The organism is Streptomyces sp. NPDC052910, from assembly GCF_055585605.1.
In genome coordinates, this window is the sequence record NZ_JBVJJR010000001.1 from 1,099,164 (window position 1) to 1,124,152 (window position 24,989).

The 24,989-nt window shown below is 73.7% G+C and carries 20 protein-coding genes and 1 pseudogene; 8 read left to right on the plus strand and 13 right to left on the minus strand.

The window, feature by feature from the left end:
- Positions 1–742: 742 nt before the first annotated feature.
- Positions 743–1,837 carry a citrate synthase 2 gene (locus tag ACZ6X9_RS04685; RefSeq protein WP_469776422.1) on the plus strand — a complete coding sequence of 365 codons (1,095 nt, stop codon included), beginning with the start codon at positions 743–745 and terminating at the stop codon, positions 1,835–1,837.
- Between the two features lie 152 nt (positions 1,838–1,989).
- Here the strand turns inward: ACZ6X9_RS04685 and ACZ6X9_RS04690 are convergent, their stop codons facing one another.
- From ACZ6X9_RS04690 to ACZ6X9_RS04725, 8 genes and pseudogenes are all read right to left on the minus strand, one after another.
- A complete protein-coding gene (locus tag ACZ6X9_RS04690) occupies positions 1,990–2,583 on the minus strand; it encodes a TetR/AcrR family transcriptional regulator (protein ID WP_469776657.1) in 594 nt (197 codons plus the stop codon).
- Positions 2,580–3,317: an enoyl-CoA hydratase family protein gene (locus tag ACZ6X9_RS04695; protein ID WP_469776423.1), complete on the minus strand. Its 738-nt coding sequence runs from the start codon at positions 3,315–3,317 to the stop codon at positions 2,580–2,582. Before ACZ6X9_RS04695 ends, ACZ6X9_RS04690 begins: the two co-directional genes overlap by 4 nt.
- 61 nt (positions 3,318–3,378) lie before the next feature.
- The gene (locus ACZ6X9_RS04700; protein ID WP_469776424.1) at positions 3,379–4,524 is read right to left on the minus strand and encodes an acyl-CoA dehydrogenase family protein; all 1,146 of its coding nucleotides are present in this window, start codon (positions 4,522–4,524) and stop codon (positions 3,379–3,381) included.
- Between the two features lie 764 nt (positions 4,525–5,288).
- Positions 5,289–7,406 (minus strand): annotated as a pseudogene (locus ACZ6X9_RS04705) (acetyl/propionyl/methylcrotonyl-CoA carboxylase subunit alpha); the annotation flags it as partial.
- 34 nt (positions 7,407–7,440) lie between these two features.
- Positions 7,441–9,039 carry an acyl-CoA carboxylase subunit beta gene (locus ACZ6X9_RS04710; RefSeq protein ID WP_469776425.1) on the minus strand — a complete coding sequence of 533 codons (1,599 nt, stop codon included), beginning with the start codon at positions 9,037–9,039 and terminating at the stop codon, positions 7,441–7,443.
- The gene (locus ACZ6X9_RS04715; protein WP_469776426.1) at positions 9,036–10,781 is read right to left on the minus strand and encodes an acyclic terpene utilization AtuA family protein; all 1,746 of its coding nucleotides are present in this window, start codon (positions 10,779–10,781) and stop codon (positions 9,036–9,038) included. The genes ACZ6X9_RS04710 and ACZ6X9_RS04715 overlap by 4 nt, the downstream gene beginning before the upstream one ends.
- Positions 10,782–11,012: 231 nt before the next feature.
- Complete coding sequence (locus ACZ6X9_RS04720) at positions 11,013–12,095, minus strand: hypothetical protein (protein WP_469776427.1); 1,083 nt, start codon at positions 12,093–12,095, stop codon at positions 11,013–11,015.
- On the minus strand, positions 12,092–12,427 hold the full coding sequence (locus ACZ6X9_RS04725; protein WP_469776428.1) for a PadR family transcriptional regulator: 336 nt from the start codon (positions 12,425–12,427) through the stop codon (positions 12,092–12,094). Before ACZ6X9_RS04725 ends, ACZ6X9_RS04720 begins: the two co-directional genes overlap by 4 nt.
- 211 nt (positions 12,428–12,638) lie before the next feature.
- On the opposite strand from ACZ6X9_RS04725, the gene serC reads away from it, so the two are divergent.
- A complete protein-coding gene (gene serC / locus ACZ6X9_RS04730; RefSeq protein ID WP_469776658.1) occupies positions 12,639–13,760 on the plus strand; it encodes a phosphoserine transaminase in 1,122 nt (373 codons plus the stop codon).
- A gap of 146 nt (positions 13,761–13,906) precedes the next feature.
- Positions 13,907–14,425: a DinB family protein gene (locus tag ACZ6X9_RS04735; protein ID WP_469776429.1), complete on the plus strand. Its 519-nt coding sequence runs from the start codon at positions 13,907–13,909 to the stop codon at positions 14,423–14,425.
- Between the two features lie 141 nt (positions 14,426–14,566).
- Here the strand turns inward: ACZ6X9_RS04735 and ACZ6X9_RS04740 are convergent, their stop codons facing one another.
- Positions 14,567–15,739 (minus strand): DMT family transporter, encoded by a 1,173-nt coding sequence (locus tag ACZ6X9_RS04740; RefSeq protein ID WP_469776430.1) that lies wholly within the window; start codon positions 15,737–15,739, stop codon positions 14,567–14,569.
- Between the two features lie 67 nt (positions 15,740–15,806).
- Here ACZ6X9_RS04740 and ACZ6X9_RS04745 point away from each other — a divergent pair, with 67 nt between their 5' ends.
- Positions 15,807–16,661, plus strand: coding sequence for an AraC family transcriptional regulator (locus tag ACZ6X9_RS04745; protein ID WP_469776431.1), 855 nt, complete (start codon positions 15,807–15,809; stop codon positions 16,659–16,661).
- 228 nt (positions 16,662–16,889) lie between these two features.
- Here the strand turns inward: ACZ6X9_RS04745 and ACZ6X9_RS04750 are convergent, their stop codons facing one another.
- The 3 genes from ACZ6X9_RS04750 to ACZ6X9_RS04760 form a co-directional block, all read right to left on the minus strand.
- Positions 16,890–18,410 carry an amino acid permease gene (locus ACZ6X9_RS04750; RefSeq protein ID WP_469776432.1) on the minus strand — a complete coding sequence of 507 codons (1,521 nt, stop codon included), beginning with the start codon at positions 18,408–18,410 and terminating at the stop codon, positions 16,890–16,892.
- Between the two features lie 156 nt (positions 18,411–18,566).
- Positions 18,567–18,887: a DMT family transporter gene (locus ACZ6X9_RS04755; protein ID WP_469776433.1), complete on the minus strand. Its 321-nt coding sequence runs from the start codon at positions 18,885–18,887 to the stop codon at positions 18,567–18,569.
- A gap of 63 nt (positions 18,888–18,950) precedes the next feature.
- The gene (locus tag ACZ6X9_RS04760; RefSeq protein ID WP_469776434.1) at positions 18,951–19,352 is read right to left on the minus strand and encodes a DMT family transporter; all 402 of its coding nucleotides are present in this window, start codon (positions 19,350–19,352) and stop codon (positions 18,951–18,953) included.
- Positions 19,353–19,479: 127 nt separating this feature from the next.
- On the opposite strand from ACZ6X9_RS04760, the gene ACZ6X9_RS04765 reads away from it, so the two are divergent.
- The 4 genes from ACZ6X9_RS04765 to ACZ6X9_RS04780 all read left to right on the plus strand — a co-directional run bounded on the left by ACZ6X9_RS04765 (position 19,480) and on the right by ACZ6X9_RS04780 (position 23,631).
- On the plus strand, positions 19,480–19,971 hold the full coding sequence (locus tag ACZ6X9_RS04765) for a MarR family winged helix-turn-helix transcriptional regulator (RefSeq protein ID WP_469776435.1): 492 nt from the start codon (positions 19,480–19,482) through the stop codon (positions 19,969–19,971).
- 200 nt (positions 19,972–20,171) lie between these two features.
- Positions 20,172–20,510: a deoxyxylulose-5-phosphate synthase gene (locus tag ACZ6X9_RS04770; RefSeq protein WP_469776436.1), complete on the plus strand. Its 339-nt coding sequence runs from the start codon at positions 20,172–20,174 to the stop codon at positions 20,508–20,510.
- 232 nt (positions 20,511–20,742) lie between these two features.
- A complete protein-coding gene (locus ACZ6X9_RS04775; RefSeq protein ID WP_469776437.1) occupies positions 20,743–21,558 on the plus strand; it encodes a putative protein N(5)-glutamine methyltransferase in 816 nt (271 codons plus the stop codon).
- A 615-nt stretch (positions 21,559–22,173) separates the two neighbouring features.
- Positions 22,174–23,631: a glycosyltransferase family 39 protein gene (locus ACZ6X9_RS04780; RefSeq protein ID WP_469776438.1), complete on the plus strand. Its 1,458-nt coding sequence runs from the start codon at positions 22,174–22,176 to the stop codon at positions 23,629–23,631.
- A 34-nt stretch (positions 23,632–23,665) separates the two neighbouring features.
- On the opposite strand, the gene ACZ6X9_RS04785 is transcribed toward ACZ6X9_RS04780, so the two are convergent.
- Positions 23,666–24,682, minus strand: coding sequence for a helix-turn-helix domain-containing protein (locus ACZ6X9_RS04785; protein WP_469776439.1), 1,017 nt, complete (start codon positions 24,680–24,682; stop codon positions 23,666–23,668).
- Between the last annotated feature and the right edge of the window lie 307 nt (positions 24,683–24,989).

A 24,989-nucleotide genomic window follows, 5' to 3' on the forward strand; every position in this document is an offset into this window, starting at 1 on the left:
CCGCAGTACCCCGCGACCGTGAACCGGCCGCCCGTACGGCCGGCGGCGAGGCGGCCGGCGGCGAGGCGGCCGGCGGCGAGGCGGTCGGCGGCGAGGCGGCCGGGTCCCGGGCGGCCGGGACCGCACCGGACGACGTCGCCGCCACCTCCGTCACCACATCCGTCACCACCGCCGCCTTCGCGGCCACCGCCAACGCCGTCACCGCCGTCATCGTCACTGTCACCTTGGCCGTCACCGTGGCCGTGGCCGTCCGCCGGGGCACTCCGCGACGAAGAAACCTCTACCTCTGCCCCGTCAGCACCCCCCTCAACCCTTCCCGTGGTGAAATGCACGGTGTGCCGGACATCACCCTTCCCTGCATGTGGCGAACCCACCAAAATCGCCAGGTGGACGGCTGTGGACCCCCCACAGCACCGGCTATCGTTTCCGGCCTGACCCGGCTCTCCGAGGAGACGGGTGAAGTGCCGGGTGAAGTGCTCCCGCGCGGGGCATGACCGGTGAGACCGAGCCGAGAACGACCCGAGAGACACCACGGAGCGCGAGCCACGGCCGCGCATCCGGCCGGCACCCGCCCCACCACCGACGGGGGCGGGCCCGGGGCAGCGACAGCCGCAGCAGCACCGAGCGACAGCCGCAGCAGCACCAGCAGTCACCGCACGCACCAGACCTTCCGCTGACCACCGGCCGGGGACACCGGCGCGGTCAGCAGCCGCTTGTCGAACACATCACGAGGAGCCGCCTGATGTCCGACTTCGTACCCGGACTCGAAGGAGTCGTCGCGTTCGAGACGGAGATCGCCGAACCCGACAAGGAAGGCGGCGCCCTCCGCTACCGAGGCGTCGACATCGAGGACCTCGTCGGCCACGTCTCCTTCGGGAACGTCTGGGGCCTGCTGGTCGACGGCTCGTTCAACCCCGGCCTGCCGCCCGCCGAGCCGTTCCCGATCCCCGTCCACTCCGGTGACATCCGCGTCGACGTCCAGTCCGCGCTCGCCATGCTCGCCCCCGTGTGGGGCCTGAAGCCGCTCCTCGACATCGACGAGGCCACCGCGCGCGACAACCTCGCCCGCGCCGCCGTCATGGCCCTCTCCTATGTGGCCCAGTCGGCGCGCGGCCAGGGCCTGCCGATGGTGCCGCAGCGGGAGATCGACAAGGCGGAGACCGTCGTCGAGCGGTTCATGAAGCGCTGGCGCGGCGAGCCCGACCCCAAGCACGTCGCCGCCGTCGACGCGTACTGGACCTCGGCCGCCGAACACGGCATGAACGCCTCCACGTTCACCGCCCGCGTCATCGCCTCCACCGGCGCGGACGTCGCCGCGGCGCTCTCCGGAGCGGTCGGCGCCATGTCGGGCCCGCTGCACGGCGGCGCGCCGTCCCGCGTCCTCGGCATGATCGAGGAGATCGAGCGCACCGGCGACGCCACCGCCTACGTCAAGCAGGCCCTGGACAAGGGCGAGCGCCTGATGGGCTTCGGCCACCGCGTCTACCGCGCCGAGGACCCCCGCGCGCGGGTGCTGCGGCGGACCGCCAAGGAGCTGGGCGCGCCCCGCTTCGAGGTCGCCGAGGCGCTGGAGAAGGCGGCCCTGGAGGAGCTGCACAACCGCCGTCCCGACCGGGTGCTCGCCACGAACGTCGAGTTCTGGGCGGCGATCGTGCTGGACTTCGCCGAGGTGCCGGCGCACATGTTCACCTCGATGTTCACCTGCGCCCGGACGGCCGGGTGGAGCGCGCACATCCTGGAGCAGAAGCGCACCGGGCGCCTGGTGCGGCCGTCGGCCAGGTACGTGGGCCCCGGCCCGCGCGACCCGCGCGCAATCCCGGGATTCCAGGAGCGCTGACGCCGGTGGGGGCGGCACGCCGCCCCCACTTCACCGCACGCCCCCGGCCCCATGCCCCACCACAGTCCCCCCGCCTCACCGCACGCCTCCATCCCCCACCGCAGTCCCCCGCCTCACCGCACGCGCCCATCCCCCACCGCACGTCCCCGCCCTCACAGCACGTCGCCGAGGATCGCCGTCCAGTGCTCCACGACCCGGCCCCGCCGCGCCGCGTCGTCCGTGAGGAGCGAGGCGAGGCCCAGGCCGCGGGCCATGTCGAGCAGGCCCTGGGCGGTCTCCCGGACGCCCGGTTCCTTCTCGTTCGCGCCCAGCAGTCCGACGGCCATGCGGTGTGCCTCGCGGCCGATGCGCGCCTCCAGTTCGACGACGCGCGGGCGCAGCCGTTCCTCGGTCGCGGCGGCCACCCAGAGGTGCAGCGCGGCGCGGAACAGCGGGCCGGTGTAGAGGTCCACGAGTTCGGTGACGGCGAGGTACCTGCGGGCGGGGCCGACGACGGGCGCCGCGCCGTCGACGAGCGCGCGGAGGGCTGCCGACTGCTGCTCCGCCACGTGCTCGACGGCCGAGGTGAACAGGTCCTCCCGGGTCGGGAAGTGGTGCTGAAGGGCGCCGCGCGAGACGCCCGCCCGTTCGGCCACCACGGTGACCGTCGAGCCGGCCCAGCCGTACTCCGCCAGGCAGTCGACGGCGGCGTTCAGCACTTTCCGGCGGGTGACCCGGCCGCGGCCCTGCCCGGTGTCGGTGGTCACGGCCGCCACGCCGGCCGCCTCCGCTCCAGGAACGCGGCGATGCCCTCGCGGGCCTCGTCGGTCCCGAACAGTCGCTCGGACAGTGCCACGAGCCGTTCCGTATCGCGTGCGAACGCGGCCCGGACGTCCGCCGTGACCAGCCGCTTCGACTCCGCGACGCCCTGCGGGGACGCCGCGCGCAGCCCGTCGAGGACGGTCGCCAGGGCCGCGTCGACGTCCGGCACCGCCACCGTGACCAGGCCGGCGCGGACCGCCTCGCGGGCGTCGAACGTCTCGCCGGTGAGCCAGTAGCGGCCGGCCGCGCGCGGGTCGAGCCGGGGCAGCAGCGGCAGCGAGATCACGGCCGGCGCCAGACCGAGCCGGGCCTCCGTGAAGGCGAACGACACCCCCTCGCCCTCCCCCGCCACCGCGATGTCACAGGCGCCGACGATGCCCAGCCCACCGGCCCGGACATGCCCGCCGACCCGCGCGACCACCGGCTTCGGCAGCTCGACGATCTCTCGCAGCAGGGCGGCGAGTTCGGCCGCTCCCGGGGGTTCCGCCAGGTCGGCGCCCGCGCAGAAGGTGCCGCCGGTGTGCGTCAGGACGACGGCCCGGACGTCCGGGTCACCGGCCGCGCGGGCGAGTCCGGCGCGCAGCTCCCCGATCAGGGTGGCGGAGAGGGCGTTGCGGTGGGCGGGGAAGTCGAGGGTCAGGGTGGTGACACCGGCGGCGGTTCCGAGGTGTACGGGCATGGCCTCTCCAGTCTCCCGGTACGGCCCCGGGGCTTCCGGACGAACGGTAACGGTACGGGTGTCAGTACGACTTGGGCAGCCCCAGCGTCCGGTGGGACACGTAGTTGAGGATCATCTCCCGGCTCACCGGGGCCACCCGCGCCACCCGCACCGCGGTGAGGAGTGCCGCGAGGCCGAATTCCTTGGTGAGACCGTTGCCGCCGAGGGTGTGCACGGCCCGGTCCACCGTGTGGACGGCGACCTCGGCCGCCGCGTACTTGGCCATGTTCGCGGCCTCGCCCGCGGCTTCGTCGTCGCCCGCGTCGTAGAGCCGGGCGGCCCGGTCCGTCATCAGCCGGGCCAGTTCGATGCCGATGTGGGCGTCGGCGAGCGGGTGGGCGACGGCCTGGTGGGCGCCGATCGGCCGGTCCCACACCTGCCGCACCCTGGCGTACTCGACGGCACGGCGCAGCGCGTACCGGGCCAGGCCCAGCGCGAACGCGGCAGTCATCACCCGCTCCGGGTTGAGCCCGGCGAAGAGCTGGAGCAGCCCCGCGTCCTCGTCGCCGACCAGCGCGTCGGCCGGCAGCCGCACGTCGTCCAGGACGAGCTCGAACTGACGGATGTCACCCGAGAGTTCCATGGGGATGGCGGTGCGCCGGAAGCCGGGCGCGTCGCGGTCGACGACGAAGAGGCAGGGCTTCAGCCGGCCGGTCCTGGCGTCCTCCGTGCGCCCCACGATCAGGGTGGCGTCGGCGATGTCCACGCCGGAGACGAAGACCTTGCGTCCCGTGAGCACCCAGTCGCCGCCGTCGCGACGGGCGGTGGTCGTGATGCGGTGGGAGTTGGAACCGGCGTCGGGCTCGGTGATGCCGAAGGCCATGCGCGTCGCCCCGGACGCCAGGCCCGGGAGCCACCGCCGTTTCTGCTCCCCGGTGCCGAAACGGGTGATGACCGTGCCGCAGATGGCCGGGGACACCACCATGAGGAGAAGCGGATTGCCCGCTGCCGCCAGCTCCTCCAGCACGATAGCGAGTTCGACGATGCCGGCACCGCCGCCCCCGTACTCCTCGGGCAGGTTGACCCCGAGGTAGCCGAGCTTGCCGGCCTCCGCCCAAAGCTCGTCCGGCGAGAGCGGGCGGGCACCCAGCGCGGCGACGGCCGTGCGGAGGGCTTGCTGCTCGGCGGTGCCGAGCGGTGCGGTGGTGCCCTGCGATGCGGTGCTCATGGCTGTGCCTCCTCGTCGGGGAGGGGTGAGGGTGCCGATGGCGGTGAGGGTGACGGTGACGGTGGGAGGTTGTCCGGCATGGCCGGGCACTTGTCCGGTACGGGTGCGGGCCGGCCGGGTGTGGCCGGGCTGCGGCTCGGTTCGGCCGGGCGGCGGCCCGGTTCGGCCGGGCGGCGGCCCGGTTCGGCCGGGCGGCGGCCCGGTTCGGCCGGGCGGCCAGGTGTGGCCAATGGGGCTCATGCGGGCGGGAAGTTGTCCGGCACGGCGCGGTCGTCTGGCTGGGGTGGGTGGTTGTCCGGTACGGCGGGGGCTGTCGCCGCGGGAGGTACGGCCGGGGCTGCCGCCGCAGGAGGTATGGCTGAGGCCGCCGACGGGTCATCCGGCGCGGCTGGGCGGTTCGGCACGGACGGATTCTCCGGCGCGGCACGGCCGTCCGGCCGAGGCGGCTGGTTGCCCGCTACGGCAGGGGCCGTCGCCGCGGGAGGTACGGCCGGGGCTGCCGACGGGTTATCCGGCGTGGCTGGGCGGTTCGGCGCGGACGGATTGTCCGGCGCGGCACGGCCGCCCGGCGGGGGTGGCTGGTTGTCCGGTGCGGCGGGGGCCGCCGGCACGGTCCGGGTGCCCCCTGTGACCTGGGGGGCCGGAGAAGCCGGAGCGCCCGGGGTGGTGGTGGGCTGCGCTGCGGGCACGTGCCTGTCCCGACCGGTGTGGTGGTCCGGTGCGGCCGGCCGCTTGTCCGGGGCCGGCCGGTGCTCCGGTGTGGCGGGGGACGGGGGTGGCGTAGGTGTGGCAGGGGGCGGGGGCGGCGCAGGTGTGACGACGGCCAGCAGGTCGCCGGTGGCCACCTGCCGGCCCGGGGTCGCGTGCAGTGCGGTGAGCGTCCCGGCGGCGGGGGCCGTGACACGGTGTTCCATTTTCATGGCCTCCAGCCAGAGCAGCGGTTGCCCGGCCGCCACCTCCCGCCCGGGCGCGACGCCGTCGGCCACGCGCACGACCGTGCCCGGCATCGGCGCGTGCAGCGATCCGGGCTCCTCGGCCGGTGCCGGGTCGGGGAAGCGGGGCAGAACGGTGAACGACCATGCGCCCGCCGGGCCGTCCACGTACGCCGAGCCGTCGTGGAACGCGACGGTGTACGGCCGCCGGACGCCGTCGGGCGTCTCCAGGACCACGCGGGCGCCGCGCGGTCCGTCGGCCCCCGGCCGGGCCGCCCCGATGCCGGCCCCGGCCCCGTCCACCGCGCACAGTCGCGGAGCCTCCGCCCCGGACGGTTCCACCAGCCCGCCGTCCCGGCCGACCCGGTAGCGGACCTCGTACTCCACGCCGTCCGGCTCGGAGCGGAATCGTTTCACCTGCGGCCCGGACGGAACGTTGCGCCAGCCGCCGAACGGCGACCGCCCCCACGTGTCGCCGAGCGCCGCGGCGAGGGCCGCGAGGCGGGTGTCGGCTTCGCCCAAGGCACCGCACGCACCGGTGAGTTCCGCGAGGCGGCGGTCGTAGAAGTCGGTCGCCGCGCCCCCTGCGGTGAACTCCGGGTGCCGGAGCGTGCGGACGAGCAGTCCCCGGTTGGTGACCGGGCCGTGGACGCGGGCGCGTTCGAGAGCGCGGGCGAGCAGCCGGAGGGCCGACGGGCGGTCGGCGCCGTGGGCGATCACCTTGGCGAGCAGCCCGTCGTAGTACGGGCTGACGACGTCACCGGGACCGACGCCGAGGTCCACGCGCAGCCCGCCGCCGATGCCGTGCCCCCCACCCGCGTCCACCCGCAGCTCATCACCACTGCCGCAGCCCGCACCCGCGCCCACCCGCGGCCCGCCACCCCCTCCGCGCTCGTCCCCCCCGAACGCCACCTCCCGCACCACCCCCGTCCACGGTCGCCACTCCCGTGCCGGGTCCTCCGCGTACAGCCGTGCCTCGACCGCGTGCCCGCGCGGCGCCGGAGGCGCGCCCTCCAGCGGGCTGCCCTCGGCGACGCGCAGTTGCAGGGCGACGAGGTCCACGCCGTACACGGCCTCCGTCACGGGGTGTTCGACCTGCAAGCGGGTGTTCATCTCCAGGAACCACGGCCGTCCGTCGGCGTCGACCAGGAACTCCACCGTCCCCACCCCCTCGTACCCGACCGCGCGGGCGAGGGCCGCCGCGTACGCGCACAGGGTGTCGTCCAGTCCGGCGGGCAGCCCGGGCGCCGGCGCCTCCTCGACGATCTTCTGGTGGCGGCGCTGGAGGGAGCAGTCGCGGGTGCCCAGTGTCCACACCGTGCCGTGGGCGTCGGCCAGGACCTGCACCTCGACGTGGCGCCCGCCGACCACGTACGGCTCGACGAACACCGCGCCGTCGCCGAACGCGGCCGACGCCTCCGCCCGCGCCGCCGTCAACGCCGCGTCCAGCCCCTGCCGTTCGCGTACCACCCGCATGCCCCGCCCGCCGCCGCCCGCCGCCGCCTTGACGAGCACGGGCAGGTCGGCGGGGCCGACGGCGGCCGGGTCGAGGGGCGCGAGCACCGGGACACCGGCACCGGCCGCGATCTCCTTGGCGCGCGTCTTCGACGCCATGGCCTCCATGGCCTCGGGCGGCGGCCCGATCCACACCAGTCCCGCCGCCTTCACCGCGCGCGCGAACTCCGCGCTTTCGGAGAGGAATCCGTATCCGGGATGCACCGCGTCCGCCCCGGCCGCGAGGGCGGCCCGGACGAGCAGGTCGGCCCGCAGGTACGTGTCGGCGGGCGCGTCGCCCGGCAGGCGGACGGCCGTGTCGGCCGCCCGGACGTGCCGGGCCCCGGCGTCCGCGTCCGAGTGGACGGCGACCGTCGCGACGCCGAGGGCGCGGCAGGTGCGGACGATCCGGCAGGCGATCTCGCCCCGGTTGGCGACGAGCACGGTCTCGATCACGGTCACCCCTACCCTGCGAATACCCTGCGAACGGTCATATCCGGAAGACGCCGAAGCCGCCCCGGACCCCTCGCACCGGCGCGCCGTACACCGCTTCGAGGCACAGGCCGAGCACGGTCCGGGTGTCGCGGGGGTCGATGACCCCGTCGTCGTACAGCCGCCCGGAGAGGAACATCGGCAGCGACTCGGCCTCCACCTGCCGTTCCACCGCCTCCCGCAGCCCGGCGTCGGCCTCCTCGTCGTAGGGCAGGCCCTTCTCGGCCGCCGACGCGCGGGCGACGATCGACAGGACGCCGGCGAGCTGCTTGGGGCCCATGACGGCGGCGCGGGCGCTCGGCCAGGTGAAGAGGAACCGGGGGTCGTACGCGCGCCCGCACATCCCGTAGTGGCCGGCCCCGTAGGAGGCGCCGACGAGCACGGACAGGTGCGGCACCCGGGAGTTGGACACCGCGTTGATCATCATGGCGCCGTGCTTGATGATGCCACCGCGTTCGTAGGCGCGGCCGACCATGTAGCCGGTGGTGTTGTGCAGGAAGAGGAGCGGGATGTCCCGCTGGTTGGCGAGCTGGATGAACTGGGCGGCCTTCTGCGACTCGGCGCTGAACAGAACGCCCTGCGCGTTGGCGAGGATCCCGACCGGCCGTCCGTACAGTCGGGCCCAGCCGACCGTCAGCCCGGCGCCGTACAGCGGTTTGAACTCGTCGAAGTCCGAGCCGTCGACCACCCGGGCGATCACCTCGCGCGGGTCGAAGGGCGCCCGCAGGTCGCCGGGGACGATGCCGAGCAGCTCCTCGGGGTCGTACCGGGGCGGCTCGGCCGGCCGGGGGGCGGCGGGCGCGGCCGGGTGGTTCAGCCGGGCGACGACGCGGCGGGCCTGCCGGAGGGCGTCGTACTCGTCGACGGCGAAGTGGTCGGCGAGGCCGGAGACGCGCGCGTGCAGGTCCGCGCCGCCCAGCGACTCGTCGTCCGCCTCCTCCCCGGTGGCCATCCGCACCAGCGGCGGCCCGCCCAGGAACACCTTGGCGCGTTCCTTGACCATGACGACGTGGTCCGACATGCCCGGGACGTACGCGCCGCCGGCCGTGGAGTTGCCGAAGACCACGGAGACGGTGGGGATGCCGGCCGCGGAGAGCCGTGTGAGGTCGCGGAACAGGGCGCCGCCCGGGACGAAGATGTCCTTCTGCCCGGTGAGGTCCGCGCCGCCGGACTCCACCAGGCTGATCACCGGCAGCCGGTCGGCCCGGGCGATCTCGTGGGCGCGGAGCGCCTTCCGCAGCGTCCACGGATTGCTCGCGCCGCCGCGTACGGTCGGGTCGTTGGCGCTGATCAGGCAGGTGACGCCGGAGACCGTGCCGATGCCGGTGACGAGCGAGGCGCCCACCGCGTACTCGGTGCCCCAGGCGGCCAGCGGGGACAGTTCCAGGAACGGTGTGTCCGGGTCGAGCAGCAGCTCGATCCGTTCGCGTGGCAGCAGCTTGTCCCGGGCCCGGTGCCGGGCCGCGTACTTCTCGCCGCCGCCCGCGACGGCCTGCGCGTGCGCGGCCTCGATCTCGGCCAGCCGGTCGAGCATGGCGGCCCGGTTGGCCGCGTACTCGGGCCCGGCCGTGTCGAGCCGGGTGGCCAGGACGGTCACAGCAGTACCTCCGGTATCTCCACGTACCGGGCGCGCAGCCACTCGCCGACGCCCTTGCCCTGCGGGTCGAACCGGACGTTCTCCGCGACACCGCGCCCCAGGAGGCCGTCGATGACGAAGTTCACGGCGCGGAGGTCGGGGAGGACGTGGCGGGTGACGGGCAATCCCGCCGCCTCGGGCAGGAGCCGGCGGAGGGCGTCGACCGTGAGCGCGTGGGCCAGCCACCGCCACCCCTCCTCGTCCCGCGCCCAGACGCCGACGTTGACGCTGCCGCCCTTGTCACCGCTGCGGGCGCCCACGACGCGCCCGAGGGGCGCGCGGCGCACCGGCCCGGCGGGCAGCGGTGCGGGCAGCGCGGGCTCGGGGAGAGGCGGTGCGGCGTCGGTCCGTACGGGCGGCGGAAGCACCGGGACGCGCGTCCCGTCGGGCAGGACGGCGACGTGCCGGACGGTCTCGGGGTCCACCGCCACCGCCTCGAACGTCCCGTAGGGGGAGCCCGGTCCCGGCGGTGCGGTGAGGTGCAGGCCGGGGACGCTCGCGAGGGCCAGTTCGACGGCCGCAGCGCCGACCGCCCGGCCGACGGTGTCCGGGTCGGGGTCGTGCACCACCAGCCGCAGCAGGGCGCTCGCCTCCTCCTGCACGTCCGCGTCGGGGTGGTCCGTACGGGCCAGGGTCCAGCGGACGGAGGCGGGCCTGCGGCGGGCGAGGGCGTCCTCCGTCTGCGCGCGCACCAGCCGCGCCTTGGCCTCGATGTCGAGGCCGGTGAGGACGAACACGACCTCGTTGCGCCACCCGCCCAGCCTGGTCAGCCCCGCCTTGAGCGTGGCCGGCGGCGGCTCCCCCCGGACGCCGTCGACCCGCACCCGGTCGGGGCCGTCCTGGGTGAGCCGGACGGTGTCGAGCCGGGCCGTGACGTCCGGGCCCGGGTAGCGGGCGCCCTGCGTCTCGTAGAGAAGCTGCGCGGTGACGGTCCCGACGGTCACCGCGCCGCCCGTGCCCGGATGCTTGGTGATCACCGAGCCGCCGTCCGCGCGAAGTTCGGCGATCGGGAAGCCGGGGTGGTGGACGTCATGCCCGGTGAAGAAGGCGTAGTTGCCGCCGGTCGCCTGCGCCCCGCACTCCAGCACGTGTCCGGCGACGACGGCGCCCGCGAGGGCGTCGTACTCCCCCGGCTCCCAGCCGAAGTGCGCCACCGCGGCACCGCCGACCAGCGCCGCGTCGGTCACCCGGCCGGTGACGACGACGTCCGCACCGGCCCGCAGACAGGCGGCGATGCCCGCACCGCCGAGGTACGCGTTGGCGGTGAGGACGCCGGGCCCCCAGTCGCGGGTGGGCAACAGGTCGTCGCCGGTGACGTAGGCGACGCGGGCGGGGATGCCGAGACGTTCCGCCAACTCCCGGACCCGTCGGGCCAGTCCCGCCGGATGGAGACCACCCGCGTTGGCGACGATCCGTACACGGCGGTCGGCGGCGGTCCCCAGGCAGGTCTCCAACTGGCGGAGGAACGTACGGGCGTAACCCCGTTCCGGGTCCTTCAGCCGGTCGCGGCCGAGCACGAGCATGGTCAGTTCGGCGAGGTAGTCCCCGGTGAGCACGTCCAGGGGGCCGCCGGTGAGCATCTCCTCCATCGCGTCGAAACGGTCACCGTAGAAGCCGGAGGCGTTCCCGATCCTCAGCACGTCGGGGAGCGTGACAGCGGACCGCGAAACAAGCAAGCATGCTTGCCCGGTTTCCGGCCACATCCGGGCGAGGGCCGGCGCAGCCGCCTGAGTGGCATTCCGACGCACAACGCCGGCACGGCCAGCGGCAGTTCGCGCGCAGTCGCGACGACGCCCGCGAGACGGCGAACGCGCAGGTGGCGACACGTCCCGAGCTCACTGACGGCCGCTCCCCGCAGGGCGCGGCCGGCGGCCACAGCCGCTCCCCGCCGGCCGGTGGTGGGCAGAGCGGGCGGAAAGGACGGCGGGCGGGCCTCACCGGCCCGAGAAAGCCCGCTCCTCACCCTGCCCGGCCGCCTCCCGGGCCGTCCGCCGCAACGATCCCGCGACCTCCGCGACCGCGTAGGCGACCGCCGCCACGGTGATCCAGAACCAGAACGACGTCAGGTCGCCGGCCCGCAGGGTGTCGAAGCCCGCGACGCCGACGGCCAGGGCGAAGCCACAGGCGCCCAGGGCCTTGCGGCGGGCGGCTCGGTGGGGGCGGCGGGGGCCCCGGGCGAGCGCCGCCGCGTACGTCTCGACGTCCCCGAAACCCTCCAGCCGTCCCGCCACCTCGCGCAGGTGGGACCGGGCCTCGGCCACATGTCCGCGCGCCTCCTCGCGGGACATGCCGTGACGCCCGCGCAGCAGCCCCTCCAAGCGGCGCAGCCACGCGTCGGCGGTGCGCGGCCGGGGCGCGGCGAACCAGGCGTCGACCCGGTCGGCGGACAGGCGGTGGACCCCCGCCGCCAGGGCGGCACAGGCCGCCACGAGCGCCGGCGCCGGCACCGTGAACAGCCGCTCCCCGGGAAGGACGGACATCGCGAACGACCCGCCCGCGACGACCGCCGCGGCCGCGCAGAGGCACGCCCACACGGCCCGTAGGCGGCCCGCCGTGCGGAACGCGACCGCACCGCAGACCAGCAGGACGGCGGTGACGACCGTGCCGGCGGCCGTCAGCGACACCCCGGAGAAGCCGAGCCACAGCCCCTCCCGGATCCAGTGCGCCCCGGCGAGGCCACCGCCGAGGAGGGCGCCCACGAGGAGGGTGTGGGCGAACCGTTCGCCCGCGGTGGCGCCGCCCAGGCCGGCCCTGGCCGACCGCGGCACGCCGGCCGGCCCGGCCTGATCGGCCGCCTCCGCCGACTCGGCCGCGACGGCGTCCGCGTACTCGTCCGGGTCGCCGAACAGGTCCCGGGCCGTACCGCCGGACGCGGCGACCGCCTCGTGGACCTCGGCCAGGGCCCGCTCGGTCACCTCGCGCGGCGGGAGGTACCGCATCACCAGCCGGAACTCGAAGGCGGCGGCCCACTCGGCGTCGGCCTTCCGCTCCCACCGGATGCGCTCGGTCGTCGTCATGTCCCGTCTCCTCCCGCCAGTTCCGTCACCGTGCCGTGGAAGGCCGCCCACGCCGCGCGCTGTTCGCCGAGGCGCCGCCGCCCCGCGTCGGTGAGGCTGTAGTACTTGCGGCCGGGGCCCTGCTCCCCCGCCGCCCACCGCACCTCGACGGCGCCCTCCTCCGCCAATTGGGCGAGCGCGGGGTAGAGGGTGGCCGGCTTCACCGCGTCCAGGCCGGCCGCGTGCAGCCGGCCGAGCAGCGCGTAGCCGTAGCTCGACCCCTCGCCGTCCAGGAGGCCCAGCAGGCACAGGTGCAGCACCGCGCGCGTCCACGCCGCCCGGGGATCGGCCAAGGGAACCCCTCGTCTCGTCGTCGGCCGGCCGTTGGGTTCCGGCTATGACGAGAACCAGAATAGATCGCTTTCCGGAGTACGTCACGAGCGGTGACGGCCGCCCTCCCCGCTCTCCGCTCGCGTCCCGCGCGGCGGCCGAACGCACGTCTCAGCGGCTGGACATCGCTCCACCGGCGGCCGTCCGACGGATTAGGCTGCCTCCGTGGCTGACATCCAGGCTGATATCCAGATCCCCGCCGACATCAAGCCCGCCGACGGCCGTTTCGGCGCCGGCCCGTCCAAGGTGCGCCCGGAGGCGCTCGCCGCCCTGGCGGCCACCGGATCCTCGCTGCTCGGGACGTCCCACCGGCAGGCGCCGGTGAAGAACCTGGTCGGATCGGTCCGCGACGGCATCCGCGCCCTCTTCTCGCTCCCCGACGGTTACGAGGTGATCCTCGGCAATGGCGGGTCCACCGCGTTCTGGGACGTCGCCACGCACGGGCTGATCGAGGCGAAGTCGCAGCACCTGTCGTTCGGCGAGTTCTCCTCGAAGTTCGCCAAGGCCGCCAAGCTCGCCCCCTGGCTCGCGGACCCCACCGTCGTCACCGCCGACCCCGGCACCCACCCGGAGGCGCACGCCGAGGCGGGCACCGACGTCTACGCGCTCACCCACAACGAGACGTCCACCGGCGTCGCCATGCCGATCCGACGGGTGGCGGGCGCGGACGAAGGGGCGCTCGTGCTGGTGGACGCCACCTCCGGCGCCGGCGGCCTGCCCGTGGACATCGCCGAGACGGACGTCTACTACTTCGCGCCCCAGAAGTCCTTCGCCTCCGACGGCGGGCTGTGGATCGGCGTCTTCTCCCCCGCCGCGCTGGACCGCGCCGCCCGGGTGCACGCCTCCGGCCGGCACGTCCCCGAGTTCTTCTCGCTGCCCACCGCGATCGACAACTCGCTGAAGAACCAGACGTACAACACCCCGGCACTCGCCACCCTGTTCCTCCTCGACGAGCAGCTCAAGTGGCTCAACGGGCAGGGCGGCCTGGACTTCGCCGTCCGCCGGACCGCCACCTCCGCCCGCGCCCTCTACGGCTGGGCCGAAGCGTCCAAGCACGCCACCCCGTTCGTCACCGACCCGGCCAAGCGGTCGCAGGTCATCGGCACCATCGACTTCTCGGACGACGTCGACGCCGCCGCCGTGGCGAAGGTGCTCCGCGCCAACGGCATCGTCGACACCGAGCCGTACCGGAAGCTCGGCCGCAACCAACTGCGCGTGGCCATGTTCCCGGCGATCGACCCGGCGGACGTCGAGGCGCTGACGGCATGCGTCGACTACGTGGTGGAGCGGATGTAACGGCGTACCCCACGGCCGACTTCGCGGGTTGCCGGCAGGAGACCTGAGCTCACCTGCCGGCCTCTACCCGTCCCGCCCGCCCCATCCGCCCCCGGCCGTGCTTTCGGCCGGGGGCGACTGTCAGTGGTGCGTGGGAAGGTGGCGCCATGACGAAGACACCGGACGGCCGCACCATCCCGCCCCCGCTCGCCGGTGAGCGGGAGGCACTGGAGAGCTGGCTCGACTTCCACCGCGCCACGCTCGAGACGAAATGCGCGGGGCTCGGCGACGAGCAGGTGCGCCGCACCTCCGTATCCCCTTCCACGATGTCCCTGCTCGGCTTGGTCCGGCACATGGCGATAGTCGAACGCAACTGGTTCCAGCGGGTGTTCGCAGGCCGGACGGTGCCGGAGATCCCGCCGAACGCCGGTTTCGACCTCGCCCCCGGAGACAGGCTGGACGACGCCCTCGCCGCCTGGCGGGCCGAAATCGCGCTCGGCCGGGAGCTGATCGCGGACGCGTCGCTGGACGACGTGGGCCGGCTGTCGCCGGAGGAAGCGAAGGGGATGGGCTCGGAGGTGGTGTCCCTGCGCTGGATCCTCATGCATCTCATAGAGGAGTACGCGCGGCACAACGGGCACGCGGACCTGCTGCGGGAGGCGGTGGACGGGGTCACGGGGTTTTAGGGTCACCGGGCGGGGAGCACGGGATGCGAGGTACGGGGGCTCGGCAGTCCGGTGCCCGGTGGGATGGAACTCGGCGACACGCTGTGCAACCGGTCCCAGCCCGGCGGGCGGTTGAGTGACCGTTCGATGGGCGACTGCCCGTTAGCCGACCGTCCGATAGCCGACCGTCCGTTGGGCGACGTCGCGTTCGTTTCCGGCCGCAGGTGCGGGCTCAGGGCCGGGCCCAGGCCGGGGCTCAGGCGTACGCCGGGCGCCCCGCCCCGCCGTCAGAGCGATCACAGCCCCGAGCAGCAGGACCACCGCACCGGCGCCCTGGAGCGGCCCGACGGACTCCCCGAGGAAGGCGGTGGCACACAGGATGTTGACGACCGGGACGGTGAACATCATGAGTGACGCCCGCGCGGGTCCCACCGCGCGCACCCCGCGGTAGTAGAGGAGGTTGGCGACGGCCGCCGCGCCGACGGCCAGGTAGGCGGCGTTCAGCCAGACGCCGGGCGGGAGTTCGTCCCAGCGCACGTCGGGCAGGTCGGGCGCGGCGAGCGCGCCGAGCAGGATCGCGCCCGCGCAGGTCGCGTACGTGGTGGCGCGGAGCGGTTCGATGCCGGCCAGGACGCGCGGTCCGATCAGGGTGTAGGCGGCCCAGCACACCGCGCTGAGGAGGTAGAGGCCGTCGCCCGGCAGCCGGGACGCGCCCCCGCCGGCGGCGCCGGCGAGGAAGACCGCCGCGCCGGTGAGCCCCAGGCCGAGCCCCGCCCACCGCGCCCGGGTCGCCTTCTCCTTGCCGGTGAGGAGAAGGAATGTGCTGGTGAACACCGGGCTCATGACCGGTATGAGGATGCCCGCGTCCAGAGAGGGGGCCAGGGAAAGACCCCAGAAAAAGAAGCCGTTGTAGGCGAAGACGCCCAGGACGCCGGCCCCGGCCGCGAGCCCGGCGGCGCGCAGGGACCCGCGGCCGAAACGCCCGCCCGCGCGGGCACCGTCCGCACGGGCACCGTCCGCAGGGGCTCCGACTGCGGGAGCGCCGTCCGCGGGGGTGTCATCCGCAGGAACGCCGCTTGCGGGGGAGCCGCCCGCACGCGTGCCGTCCCCGCGTGCCCCGCCTTCCTCCGTACCCGCCGCGCGTGTCCCACGCGCGCGGAGGAGCGCCGAGGCGGCCAGCAGGGCGACGGCGGCACCGCCGAAGCGCAGGAACGCCGCGACGGAATGCGGCACTTCGCCGACCACCGCTTTGGAGCTGGAGAAAGCGCTCCCCCACAGGGTCATGGTCACCATCAGGAGCAGGTACGGGTTGCTCGGCCCTCTCTTCGTCGCCATGGACCGGACACTGGCAGGCGGGCGGTCCGCCTGTCTTGAACGCTGGTGCGCCGGTCAGAATGGCGCCATGGGCACCGGAGACAACTGGGCGCGGTACTGGCGGGACCCGGATCCCGCCCGTCCGCTCGAGGCCATGCACGCGCACTTCTTCGACCACGTCTACGCCCCGCACGCCCACGACGCCTATTCCTTCGGCATCACCGACCTGGGCGCCCAGCGGTTCCGCTGCCGCGGGGCGCACCACACCAGCGGTGCCGGCATGGTGATGGCCTTCAATCCCGACGAGGTGCACGACGGCAGCGCCGCCGCGGCGGCCGGCTACCGGTACCGCATCGTCCACATCGGTGCGTCCGTCGTCCACGACGTGCTCGCCGACGCCGCCGACGGGCGCCCGGTGATGCCGTTCTTCGTCCGCCCGGTCCTGACCGACCCCGTGCTCACCGGCGCGCTCACCCGCCTGCACGCCTCCCTGTTCGGCCCGGCCGACGGGCTGGCCCGGGAGGAGCTGCTGGCCTCGACGGTCCTGGCCATGGCCGCCCGCGGCGCCACCCGGGCGCCCCGCGGCCGCACCCTCTCGGACGGCGGCCGGCGTCACGCGGCACGCCGGGCCCGGGCGCTGCTGGACGAGGCGTTCAGCGAACCGCTGTCGGCCGGCGACCTGGCCGAGGCGGCCGGTTGCAGCCGCTACGCCGTGTACCGGGCCTTCCGCGCGGAGTTCGGCATGTCGCCCAGTGACTACCAACGCCTCCTGCGGCTCCGCCGGGCCCGGAACCTGCTGGCCCACGGCGTACCGGCGGCGGACGCGGCCGAGTCCGCCGGTTTCTCGGACCAGGCGCATTTCGGCCGCTGGTTCAAGCGCGCCTACGGGATCACGCCGGGCGTGTACCGGAGCGCCGTGCGGGGCACGCCCCCGGACCGCTGACGCCCACCGACGGCGCACCCGCCCCCGGCCGCCCGCGGCCGCCGCGGCCTCGCCGTACGACAACCGTCGTCTCGTACGACGACCATCGCCTCGTACAGCGACCATTGCCTCGTACGACGACCGTTGCCTCATAAAGACACTGTTGTCTCATACGCACACCGCCGGCCCGTACAGACACCGACGTCTCGTACGGACACCACCGGCCCGCAGGGGGCACACCGCCCCCGGTCAGGCCCGGGACGCGCTCCCGCGCCGGAGGAACGCCCAGCCCAGAAGCAGCAGGACCACCCAGACGCCCATCACGTACAGGGCGATCCGGGTGTCCGCGCTCCAGGCGATGAGGACCGTCACGAACGCGAAGAAGCCGAGCGCCAGCAGGTTGGTGTACGGCGCGCCCGGGAGGCGGTACGGGGAGGCTTCCGCGGCGCCCCGCGCGACCGCACGGCGGTAGCGGAGGTGGGTGACGAGGATGACGCTCCAGACGAGGATCGCGCCGCCCGTGGACACCGAGGTGATGTACGCGAACGCGTGCTCCGGGTCCAGGGCGTTGATGAGGACGCCGAGTCCCATGACGACCGCCGACACCCACAGCGCGGGGGCGGGGACACCGCGCCCGGTGAGCCGGGAGAGGGCCTTGGGGGCATGGCCGTTGACGGAGGCGGTGCGCAGCATGCGGGCCGTCGAGTAGAGGCCGCCCGCGTTGCAGGAGGACAGCGCGGAGGTGAGCACGATGAAGTTGACGACGCCCGCCGCGGCCGGGATGCCGATCTTCGCGAAGGCGGCGACGAAGGGGCTGACGCCCGGGCTGAACTCCGCCCAACTGACCACCGACAGGATGACGATCAGGGTGCCGATGTAGAAGAGGCCGAAGCGCACCGGGAGGCTGTTGATGGCCCGGGGGATGTTCTTCTGCGGGTCCTCCGCCTCTCCGGCGGTGACGCCGACGAGTTCGACGCCCAGGTAGGCGAAGAGGACGATCTGGAGCGTCATCAGCGAGTCGTGCACGCCGTGCGGCGCGATCCCGCCGTCCTTCCAGAGGTGGCTCACCGAGGCGGTGTCACCGACGTCGCCGAAGCCGACCACCAGGACCGCGAGACCGACGAGGATCATCGCGACGATGGCCACCACCTTGACGAGCGCGAACCAGAACTCCAGCTCGCCGAAGGCCTTCACCGAGATCATGTTCACGGCCAGCAGCACCACCAGCGACACCAGCGCCGTCTGCCACTGGGCCACCCCGGGGAACCAGAACTTCACGTACTGCCCCGCCGCGGTGATCTCGGCCATGCCGGTGGTGACCCACATGATCCAGTAGGTCCAGGCGGTGGCGTACCCCCAGAAGGGGCCGAGGAACTCCCGCGCGTACTCGGCGAAGCTGCCGGACACCGGGCGGTGGGTGAGCAGTTCGCCCAGGGCGCGCATCACCAGGAAGAGGACGGCGCCGGCGACCGCGTACCAGATGATCAGGCTCGGCCCGGCCTGGGATATGGCCGTTCCGGCGCCCAGGAACAGGCCCGTGCCGATGGTGCCGCCGATGGCGATCATCTGGATCTGCCGGGTGCCGAGCCCGCGCTTGTAGCCCTCCGCGGTGGCACCCTCAGCGGTGACACTCCCCGCAGCGGCCGCCCCTCCGCCTGGCCCGGCCGGGCCGTCCGTTCCGGCCGCCCCGGTCCCTCCGGCGCTCCCTCGGCCGGGGCGGGCGTCCACGGGCTCGGTGGGCGTCGTCCCGCCCGTCGTCGGTGGCTGCATGCAACAGAACCCTTCTCGATCCGTGCCGGTGAGCCGTGCCGCTCTTCGGCACGGAGCTCGGTTCCGCGACCCTAGGGACGCTTTTCGGCCATCGACAAGTGTTTCCGAGATCTTCATACAGCACAGGGGCGCAGGTCACACCCCGTACGCCGGGGCTCAGGCGCCGGCCGCCAGCTTGAGCGTGACGGCTCCGGCGACGATCGCCGCGAAGGAGAGCAGCTTGGGCAGCGTGATCTTCTCCTTGTAGAGGACGGCCCCGAGAACGACGGTGCCGATGGAGCCGATCCCCGTCCAGATCGTGTAACCGACGCCCACGTCGAGCGTCTTGAGCGCCTGACTGAGGGTGAAGATCCCCCCGGCGGCGGCGAGGAGGGTGAAGACGGACGGCCAGAGCCGTGTGAAGCCCTTGGTGGCATTGGTGCCCAGCGCGAAGGCGATCTCGAAGACGATGGCGACGGCGAGGAAGACCCAGGCCATGACGGTGCTCCTTGGGGAAGTGGTGCTGCGGTGAGGAGAGAAGGCGAGCGGCGGACGGGCGGGTCAGGCGGAGGCCGGTGCCCGTCGCCGGCCGGTGGGCGCGTCCTCTCCGCCGGCCTCGTCCTCGTCCGCGCCGTCGCGCCCGCCGAACCCGTCGGCGACCTTGAGGCCGAGCACCCCGCCGATGATCAGGACGAAGGCGAGCACCTTCCAGGCGCCGACCGGCTCGTCGAAGATCACCGAGCCGAAGACGACCGTGCCGACGGATCCGATGCCCGTCCAGACGGTGTAACCGACGCCGACGTCCAGCGTCCTGAGCGCCAGACTGAGGAAGAAGATGCCGCCCGCGGCGGCCCCGGCGGTGAGGAGGGAGGGCCCCAACCGGGTGAATCCGTCGGTGGCGTTGGTGGCGAGGGCGAAGACGACCTCGAAGACGGACGCGACGAGCAGGTAGATCCAGGCCATGGTTCCGGCTCCTCCGAGCACTGGGTAATTATTTGCATGTACGTGCATGCTTCTTGCGGCAGGCAGAAGCATGCACATGCAAGTAATCTGGTGTCAACGCCGTCCCACGACCCATCCGGAGCCACCCATGCCCGCACCCGCCGTCAGGCCGGCCCGGCCGTCGCCCCCCTCCACGCCGTCCGATGCCCCGACCACGTCGGCGGACGTCCGGATGTGGCACCGCTTCCTCGCCCTCCACGCCCACGTCGAGCACCGGTTGAGCACCGCGCTCCAGCGCCGGCACGGTCTCGGCCTCTCCGAGTACCGGGCGCTGGGCTTCCTGGCCGCCGCGCCCCGGAGCGAGCTGCGGATGCAGGAGCTGGCCGACCGGCTGGGCCTCAACCAGAGCTCCGTGACCCGCCTGGTCGGCCGACTGCACGCGGCCGGCCTCACCTACCGCGACGTCTGCGCCGACGACAAGCGTGGCGTCTACACCGTCCTGACGGACGCGGGCCGCGAACGGCACGCCGAGGCCACGGCGACGTACGAGGCCACCCTCACCGCCGCGCTGGAGGAGGCGGCCGAGAGCGACAGCGGCGCGGGCGCGACGGTGGAGGCCCTGCGGAGCACCCTGGCCTGACCCCCCACTCCCGGAGCGCCCCGGACCTGCCGCCCTCCCCCCGGAGCACCCTGGCCCCACCGCCCACACCCGGAACTCCCCGGCCCGGCCGCCGCCCACACCCGGAACACCCCGGCCCGGCCGCCGCCCGCCCCCGGCCCCGGCCCCGGCCCCGCGAAACCGTTCGCCGCCGGGCCGGTGGCGCGCCTAACCTCTCCCCCATGCCTCCCGCGAAGACCTCGCACGTCTGCCTCCCCTGCCGGGCCTCCTACAAGCAGTCGCGGCTCGGGCCGGGCGAACAGGAACGGCGCTGTCCGCGCTGCGGTGAGCCGCTGATCGAGGCGGGGGCCGCGTTCCAGCCGCCGCGCCGCAGGGACGCGGCGGGCTGGCGCACGCTCTCCGTCCTCCTGAACGCGGGCGTCCGCTTCCATACGGACTGCTGCGACGAGGGCCCCGGTTACCGGCCCCGGACGCTCTTCGAGGTCCGCGAGCACATGACGTACGCCCGCCGGTCGGGGGAGCCCTTCGCGCGGGCGCTCGTACGCCGCGATCTGCCCTGACCCGACCGCCGGACGACGGCGTTCCGGCGGCGGGGGAAGGCACTCCGCTCCGTCCGGCCGCCGGACGGTCCGTCGGGTACAGTGACGCTGGCAAGGACCGCGCACGACCCGAGGAGGTGGGACCGATCACCGCAGTGGCAGGTTTTCGGGTGCTCTCCCCTCGGAGGACCGCGGACGCCGCGTAGGCGTCGCGCCGTCGGAGAGTGCCCTTCTGATTCCCCGGAAGGCCCTCATGTCAGCGACATCCTCTCTTTCCCCTTCTCTCTCCTCCGCACCTCTCGCCTCCGTCGTTTCCCGGTTGCGTGCCGCGGGCTGCGTCTTCGCCGAGGAGGAGGCCGAGTTGCTGCACTCCGCGGCGGACGGCCCGGCCGCCCTCGACGCCCTGGTGGACCAGCGCGTTTCCGGCGTTCCCCTGGAACACGTCGTCGGCTGGGCCGAGTTCGCCGGCCTTCGCGTCGCCGTCGGCCCGGGGGTGTTCGTCCCCCGCCGCCGCACCGAGTTCCTGGTCGAACTGGCCGTCACGGCGGCCCGCCCCGGCGCGGTCGTCCTCGACCTGTGCTGCGGCTCCGGCGCGGTGGGCGCGGCGCTGACGGCGGCCCTGGGCACCCTCGAACTGCACGCCGCCGACGTCGAACCGGCCGCCGTCCGCTACGCCCGGCGCAACCTGGGCCCGGCGGCGCGGGTGTACGAGGGCGACCTCTACACCCCACTCCCCGCCCACCTCCGGGGCCGGGTGGACATCCTGGTGGCCAACGTCCCGTACGTCCCCACCGACGAAATCCCCCTGCTGCCGCCGGAAGCGCGCGACCACGAGCCCCTGGTCACGCTCGACGGCGGGTCCGACGGGCTCGACGTACAGCGCCGCGTGGTCGCCGAGGCCGCCCACTGGCTGGCCCCGGGCGGCCGGCTGCTGACGGAGACGAGCCGGCGCCAGGCGACGCGCTCCATGGCCCACTTCGCCGCGGGCGGCCTCGTGCCGCGCCTGGCGACCTGCGACGAGCGCGACGCCACGGTCGTCATCGGCACCCGCCCGGGCCGCGGCGCCTGACCGTCCCCGCCGCCCCGGCCGCGCCCCACCCGGTGTGCGTCGCCGATCGGCTGCCGGCCCGGAAGGCATGAAACGCCGGACGAGCCCGGCTGTCCTCCGCTCACTCCCTCCACGGCAACCGCTCCGGGGGGAGGGGCGGCGGGGCGGGCCCGACATCACGGACACCACGCCACACGTTCCCAACTGTCCTGATGTGGACGCCCCCGGCAACGCCACCGGCCGGTACCGCCGTCATTGGCACCGGATGGAGCCACTCACTTCAGCCATTCCCCGGCCACCATGTTTGATCTCCGACGTCGGGCCGAGCGTCCCTGACCGCGCAGGTGGCGGCATCGCTGCCGCTACCGGCAAAATCCCGTGCCCCTACGTCAAGAGCACAAATTCCGCCCAACCATGCGATCGGGGTAGCTCCCTGCGCGGGCGGCCCCGTCTCGAACCATACGTATCCCAGGCTCGGTTGTCGCATTTCGCCATACTCTCCACGCGTCCCATAAGTCACGGGCGGGAGCTGTCATCCCTACAACAGACGGGCGCTACGTCAGCCCCTCGACCAAACATGAGTCCCATCACGGAAGAACCCCGCACCGCACGCCCAGGAGGCGTTCTTTTGGTCCGTTGATTTCCGCTTCGACCGCCTTGCTGCTCGGAGTCTGGGGCATAGAGCGCGAGGGCTCCTTGTGGCGGGACGAAGCCGTCACCGTGGCGGTAGCGGGTCGGCCCTGGTCACAGATATGGGACCTGAGCCGGAATATCGATGCCGTCCATGCGGTCTATTACCTTCTCATGCATGGGTGGTTCAGTCTGTGGGACGGCGGGCTGACCGCCCTCCGACTGCCGTCCGCACTCGCGACATCGCTTGCCGCTGCGGGCGTCGCGGCCATCGGACGCCATCTCGTATCCCCTCGCGCGGGCATTTTCGCCGGGACGGCTTACGCCGTGATCCCCGCGGTGCAGCATTACGCACAGGAAGGGCGGTCGTACGCACTCGTATCGGCATGTGTTGTATGGGCCACGTGGTTTCTCATTCGCGCGGCCGAACAGCGAACCGCCACGTCGTGGATTCGGTACACCTGTGTCATCACACTGGGCTGCTGGTTCAACTTGATGGCCGTTCTCGCGCTGCTCGCCCACGGGTTGACACTCCTCGCGGCCAAGGCGCCTCGACCCGCGTTCCGCTCGTTTTTCCTCTCATGCGCGGCCGTGGCGGCCGGGATCGCTCCTCTCGCGCTGACGGCCTCGGGGCAAGCGGACGGCCAGCTCGCATGGCTCTCCGAGCCTGGGCTCTCGGAATGGAGTCGGTTTCTCCTGGTGGCGACCGCCGGTTGCCTGCTGATGGTCATTGCCGGCCCTTCGTCCCGTGGCCCGTTCAAACTGTCCCACCTGGCTTTCCCGTTGCTCACGGCCCCGCCCGCGCTGCTGCTGATCACCTCCATGATCAAGCCCTATTACGTCGACCGCTACGTCGTCTATTGCCTGTCCGGGCTCGCCCTGTTGATCGGAAGTGCTCTCGAGCGGGTTCTCGGCCCTCGCAGTGTCGGCCACCCGGGCCGGTACCGCGCCCGTAAACTGACCGCTCTTCTCACTGCCGCCGCAGGACTCGCGGCGTTTCTGGCACCGTGGTCCGCGGGAATGCGCACGCCCGGAGCCCGCAAGGACGACGCCATGGCGGTGTCCGGCGCCGTCAGCCGGTTCACGCTCCCCGGTGACGCCGTCCTCTTCATGCCGTCACGCCGTCGCGACTGGCTGCTGCACAAGCCCGGTCGATATTCCGGACTCGATGACGTCGCGCTCAAGAAAACTCCGGAGGAGAGTCACACGCTGCGCGGAGTCGAACACTCGACCGCCGACATCCGAAAAAGGCTGTCCGGCATCGAGCGCGTCGTCTCCGTGGGCGACCTCGAGGGAGAGCCGGTCGACGAGAACCCGCAAGAGACGGTCAAGCGAGCCGTATTGAACGAGCGCTTCGTGGCGTGCCGCACGACGGCGGCAGGCGGCGCCAGGATCATTCTGTGGGTCCGTACCTGCGACGCGGAGGAAACGCGCCGCATCGCCGTCGCGGCTGAGCGCTCCTGAGTGTCCATCACGTCCTCGGCGTCGCCTTGACGAGTCAGCCCGGCCCGTTCTCCAGGAGGGCGCGGCCCAGTGGGGTCAGTGTGTGGTGCACCGACGGGCCCGTGCGGCGGGTGGTGAGGAGGCCGGCTGTGCGGAGGACGGTGGCGTGTTCGCTGGCGGAGGGCGGGGAGACGCCGGCGGCGTGGGCGAGGTCGGCGGTGCTGGCGCCGGTCGCGGCGGCGGCGAGGACGCGGGCGCGGGTGCGGCCCATGAGGGCTTCCAGGTGGGCGAGTTCGCCGTGGCGCCGCGGGCCGGTGGTCGGTGTGAGGACGGCGAGGTGGTCGGCCGGTTCGCGGGCGACCGGGTAGCGGATCTCCAGGGGCGCGTCGGGGTCGGCGCTGTCCAGGCGGAGTACGGGTGCCGTGAGGAAGAAGGTGGGGGTGAGCAGCACGCCCCGGCCGCCGAGGCGGAGGTCGATGTCGAGGGTGCAGGGCGCGTGCAGGACCGGGGACTCCCAGCGCAGGGTGGGGTGCAGGCCGGCGAGCAACCGTTCGACGCCGTGGTCGGCGAGGAGCCGGGCGCGGTGTGTTCGGTCGGCGTGGACGGCGGCGGCGAGCTGGGACCAGTAGGGGGCGACGGCGGCGGCGTAGTAGGCGCGGAACCCGTGGTCGACGAGCCGGGCGGCCTCGCGGTCGCCGGTGTGCAGGTCGCCGATCCAGCGGGGGACGGTGGGGCGCCATTCCTCGGTGACGGACAGGTCGGCCGTCCAGATCCGGCGCGGCATGCTCCAGGTGGCCCGCAGGCTGTCGTCCAGTGAGGCCGATCCCCGGACCCGGATGAACGCCTCGGGCACATACTCGTCGAGCCCGGCGGGCGCCAGTTCCAGCAGGGGCCGGACGGCGGGGGTCAGGTGTCGCAGGGACCGTTCCCGCCAGCCGTCGAAGGCGGTCGCGCCCAGGCCGGGGCTCTGTAGCAGCGGCAGGCTGAACGTGGCCTCGGCGAGCGGATCGGGTACGGGTGTGACGCGGACCCGGGCGAGGTCCTCCGCCTCGAAGTGCAGACGCAGGGTCATGGCCGGCCGACCTCCCTCCGGTCGCCGCGCGGGTAACACGGGCATGGGCACACCCCATAGCGGAACGCATGGGTGCGTACCGGGCGAAGGGGCTCGTTGTCCCACTTATGGTAAGCGCGCCCCGACCCCCGGCCGGCCGGGTATTCGGCCAGGGCCGAACGGCTTTGCGGGCGCGGTTCCGGTTGCCTCACACTCCCCGGGCGGGCCGCCTCCACATCGGCCCGCACGCCGCCATCGCGGCGCGGTCCGGGCGGTCCTGTCGACGTTTCCGAGGGGGGACGACAGGGCTCGCCGGGGGGCACGCCCG

What these genes read in the sequence shown, in the direction of transcription:
- ACZ6X9_RS04700 (WP_469776424.1), bottom strand. Translation starts at nt 4,524, where the DNA reads ATGAGCACCGCATCGCAGGGCACCACCGCACCGCTCGGCACCGCCGAG.
- ACZ6X9_RS04740 (WP_469776430.1), bottom strand. Translation starts at nt 15,739, where the DNA reads ATGGCGACGAAGAGAGGGCCGAGCAACCCGTACCTGCTCCTGATGGTG.
- ACZ6X9_RS04735 (WP_469776429.1), top strand. Translation starts at nt 13,907, where the DNA reads ATGACGAAGACACCGGACGGCCGCACCATCCCGCCCCCGCTCGCCGGT.
- ACZ6X9_RS04745 (WP_469776431.1), top strand. Translation starts at nt 15,807, where the DNA reads ATGGGCACCGGAGACAACTGGGCGCGGTACTGGCGGGACCCGGATCCC.
- ACZ6X9_RS04785 (WP_469776439.1), bottom strand. Translation starts at nt 24,682, where the DNA reads ATGACCCTGCGTCTGCACTTCGAGGCGGAGGACCTCGCCCGGGTCCGC.
- ACZ6X9_RS04720 (WP_469776427.1), bottom strand. Translation starts at nt 12,095, where the DNA reads ATGACGACGACCGAGCGCATCCGGTGGGAGCGGAAGGCCGACGCCGAG.
- ACZ6X9_RS04755 (WP_469776433.1), bottom strand. Translation starts at nt 18,887, where the DNA reads ATGGCCTGGGTCTTCCTCGCCGTCGCCATCGTCTTCGAGATCGCCTTC.
- ACZ6X9_RS04695 (WP_469776423.1), bottom strand. Translation starts at nt 3,317, where the DNA reads ATGCCCGTACACCTCGGAACCGCCGCCGGTGTCACCACCCTGACCCTC.
- ACZ6X9_RS04765 (WP_469776435.1), top strand. Translation starts at nt 19,480, where the DNA reads ATGCCCGCACCCGCCGTCAGGCCGGCCCGGCCGTCGCCCCCCTCCACG.
- ACZ6X9_RS04760 (WP_469776434.1), bottom strand. Translation starts at nt 19,352, where the DNA reads ATGGCCTGGATCTACCTGCTCGTCGCGTCCGTCTTCGAGGTCGTCTTC.
- ACZ6X9_RS04715 (WP_469776426.1), bottom strand. Translation starts at nt 10,781, where the DNA reads ATGTGGCCGGAAACCGGGCAAGCATGCTTGCTTGTTTCGCGGTCCGCT.
- ACZ6X9_RS04685 (WP_469776422.1), top strand. Translation starts at nt 743, where the DNA reads ATGTCCGACTTCGTACCCGGACTCGAAGGAGTCGTCGCGTTCGAGACG.
- ACZ6X9_RS04750 (WP_469776432.1), bottom strand. Translation starts at nt 18,410, where the DNA reads ATGCAGCCACCGACGACGGGCGGGACGACGCCCACCGAGCCCGTGGAC.
- ACZ6X9_RS04770 (WP_469776436.1), top strand. Translation starts at nt 20,172, where the DNA reads ATGCCTCCCGCGAAGACCTCGCACGTCTGCCTCCCCTGCCGGGCCTCC.
- ACZ6X9_RS04775 (WP_469776437.1), top strand. Translation starts at nt 20,743, where the DNA reads ATGTCAGCGACATCCTCTCTTTCCCCTTCTCTCTCCTCCGCACCTCTC.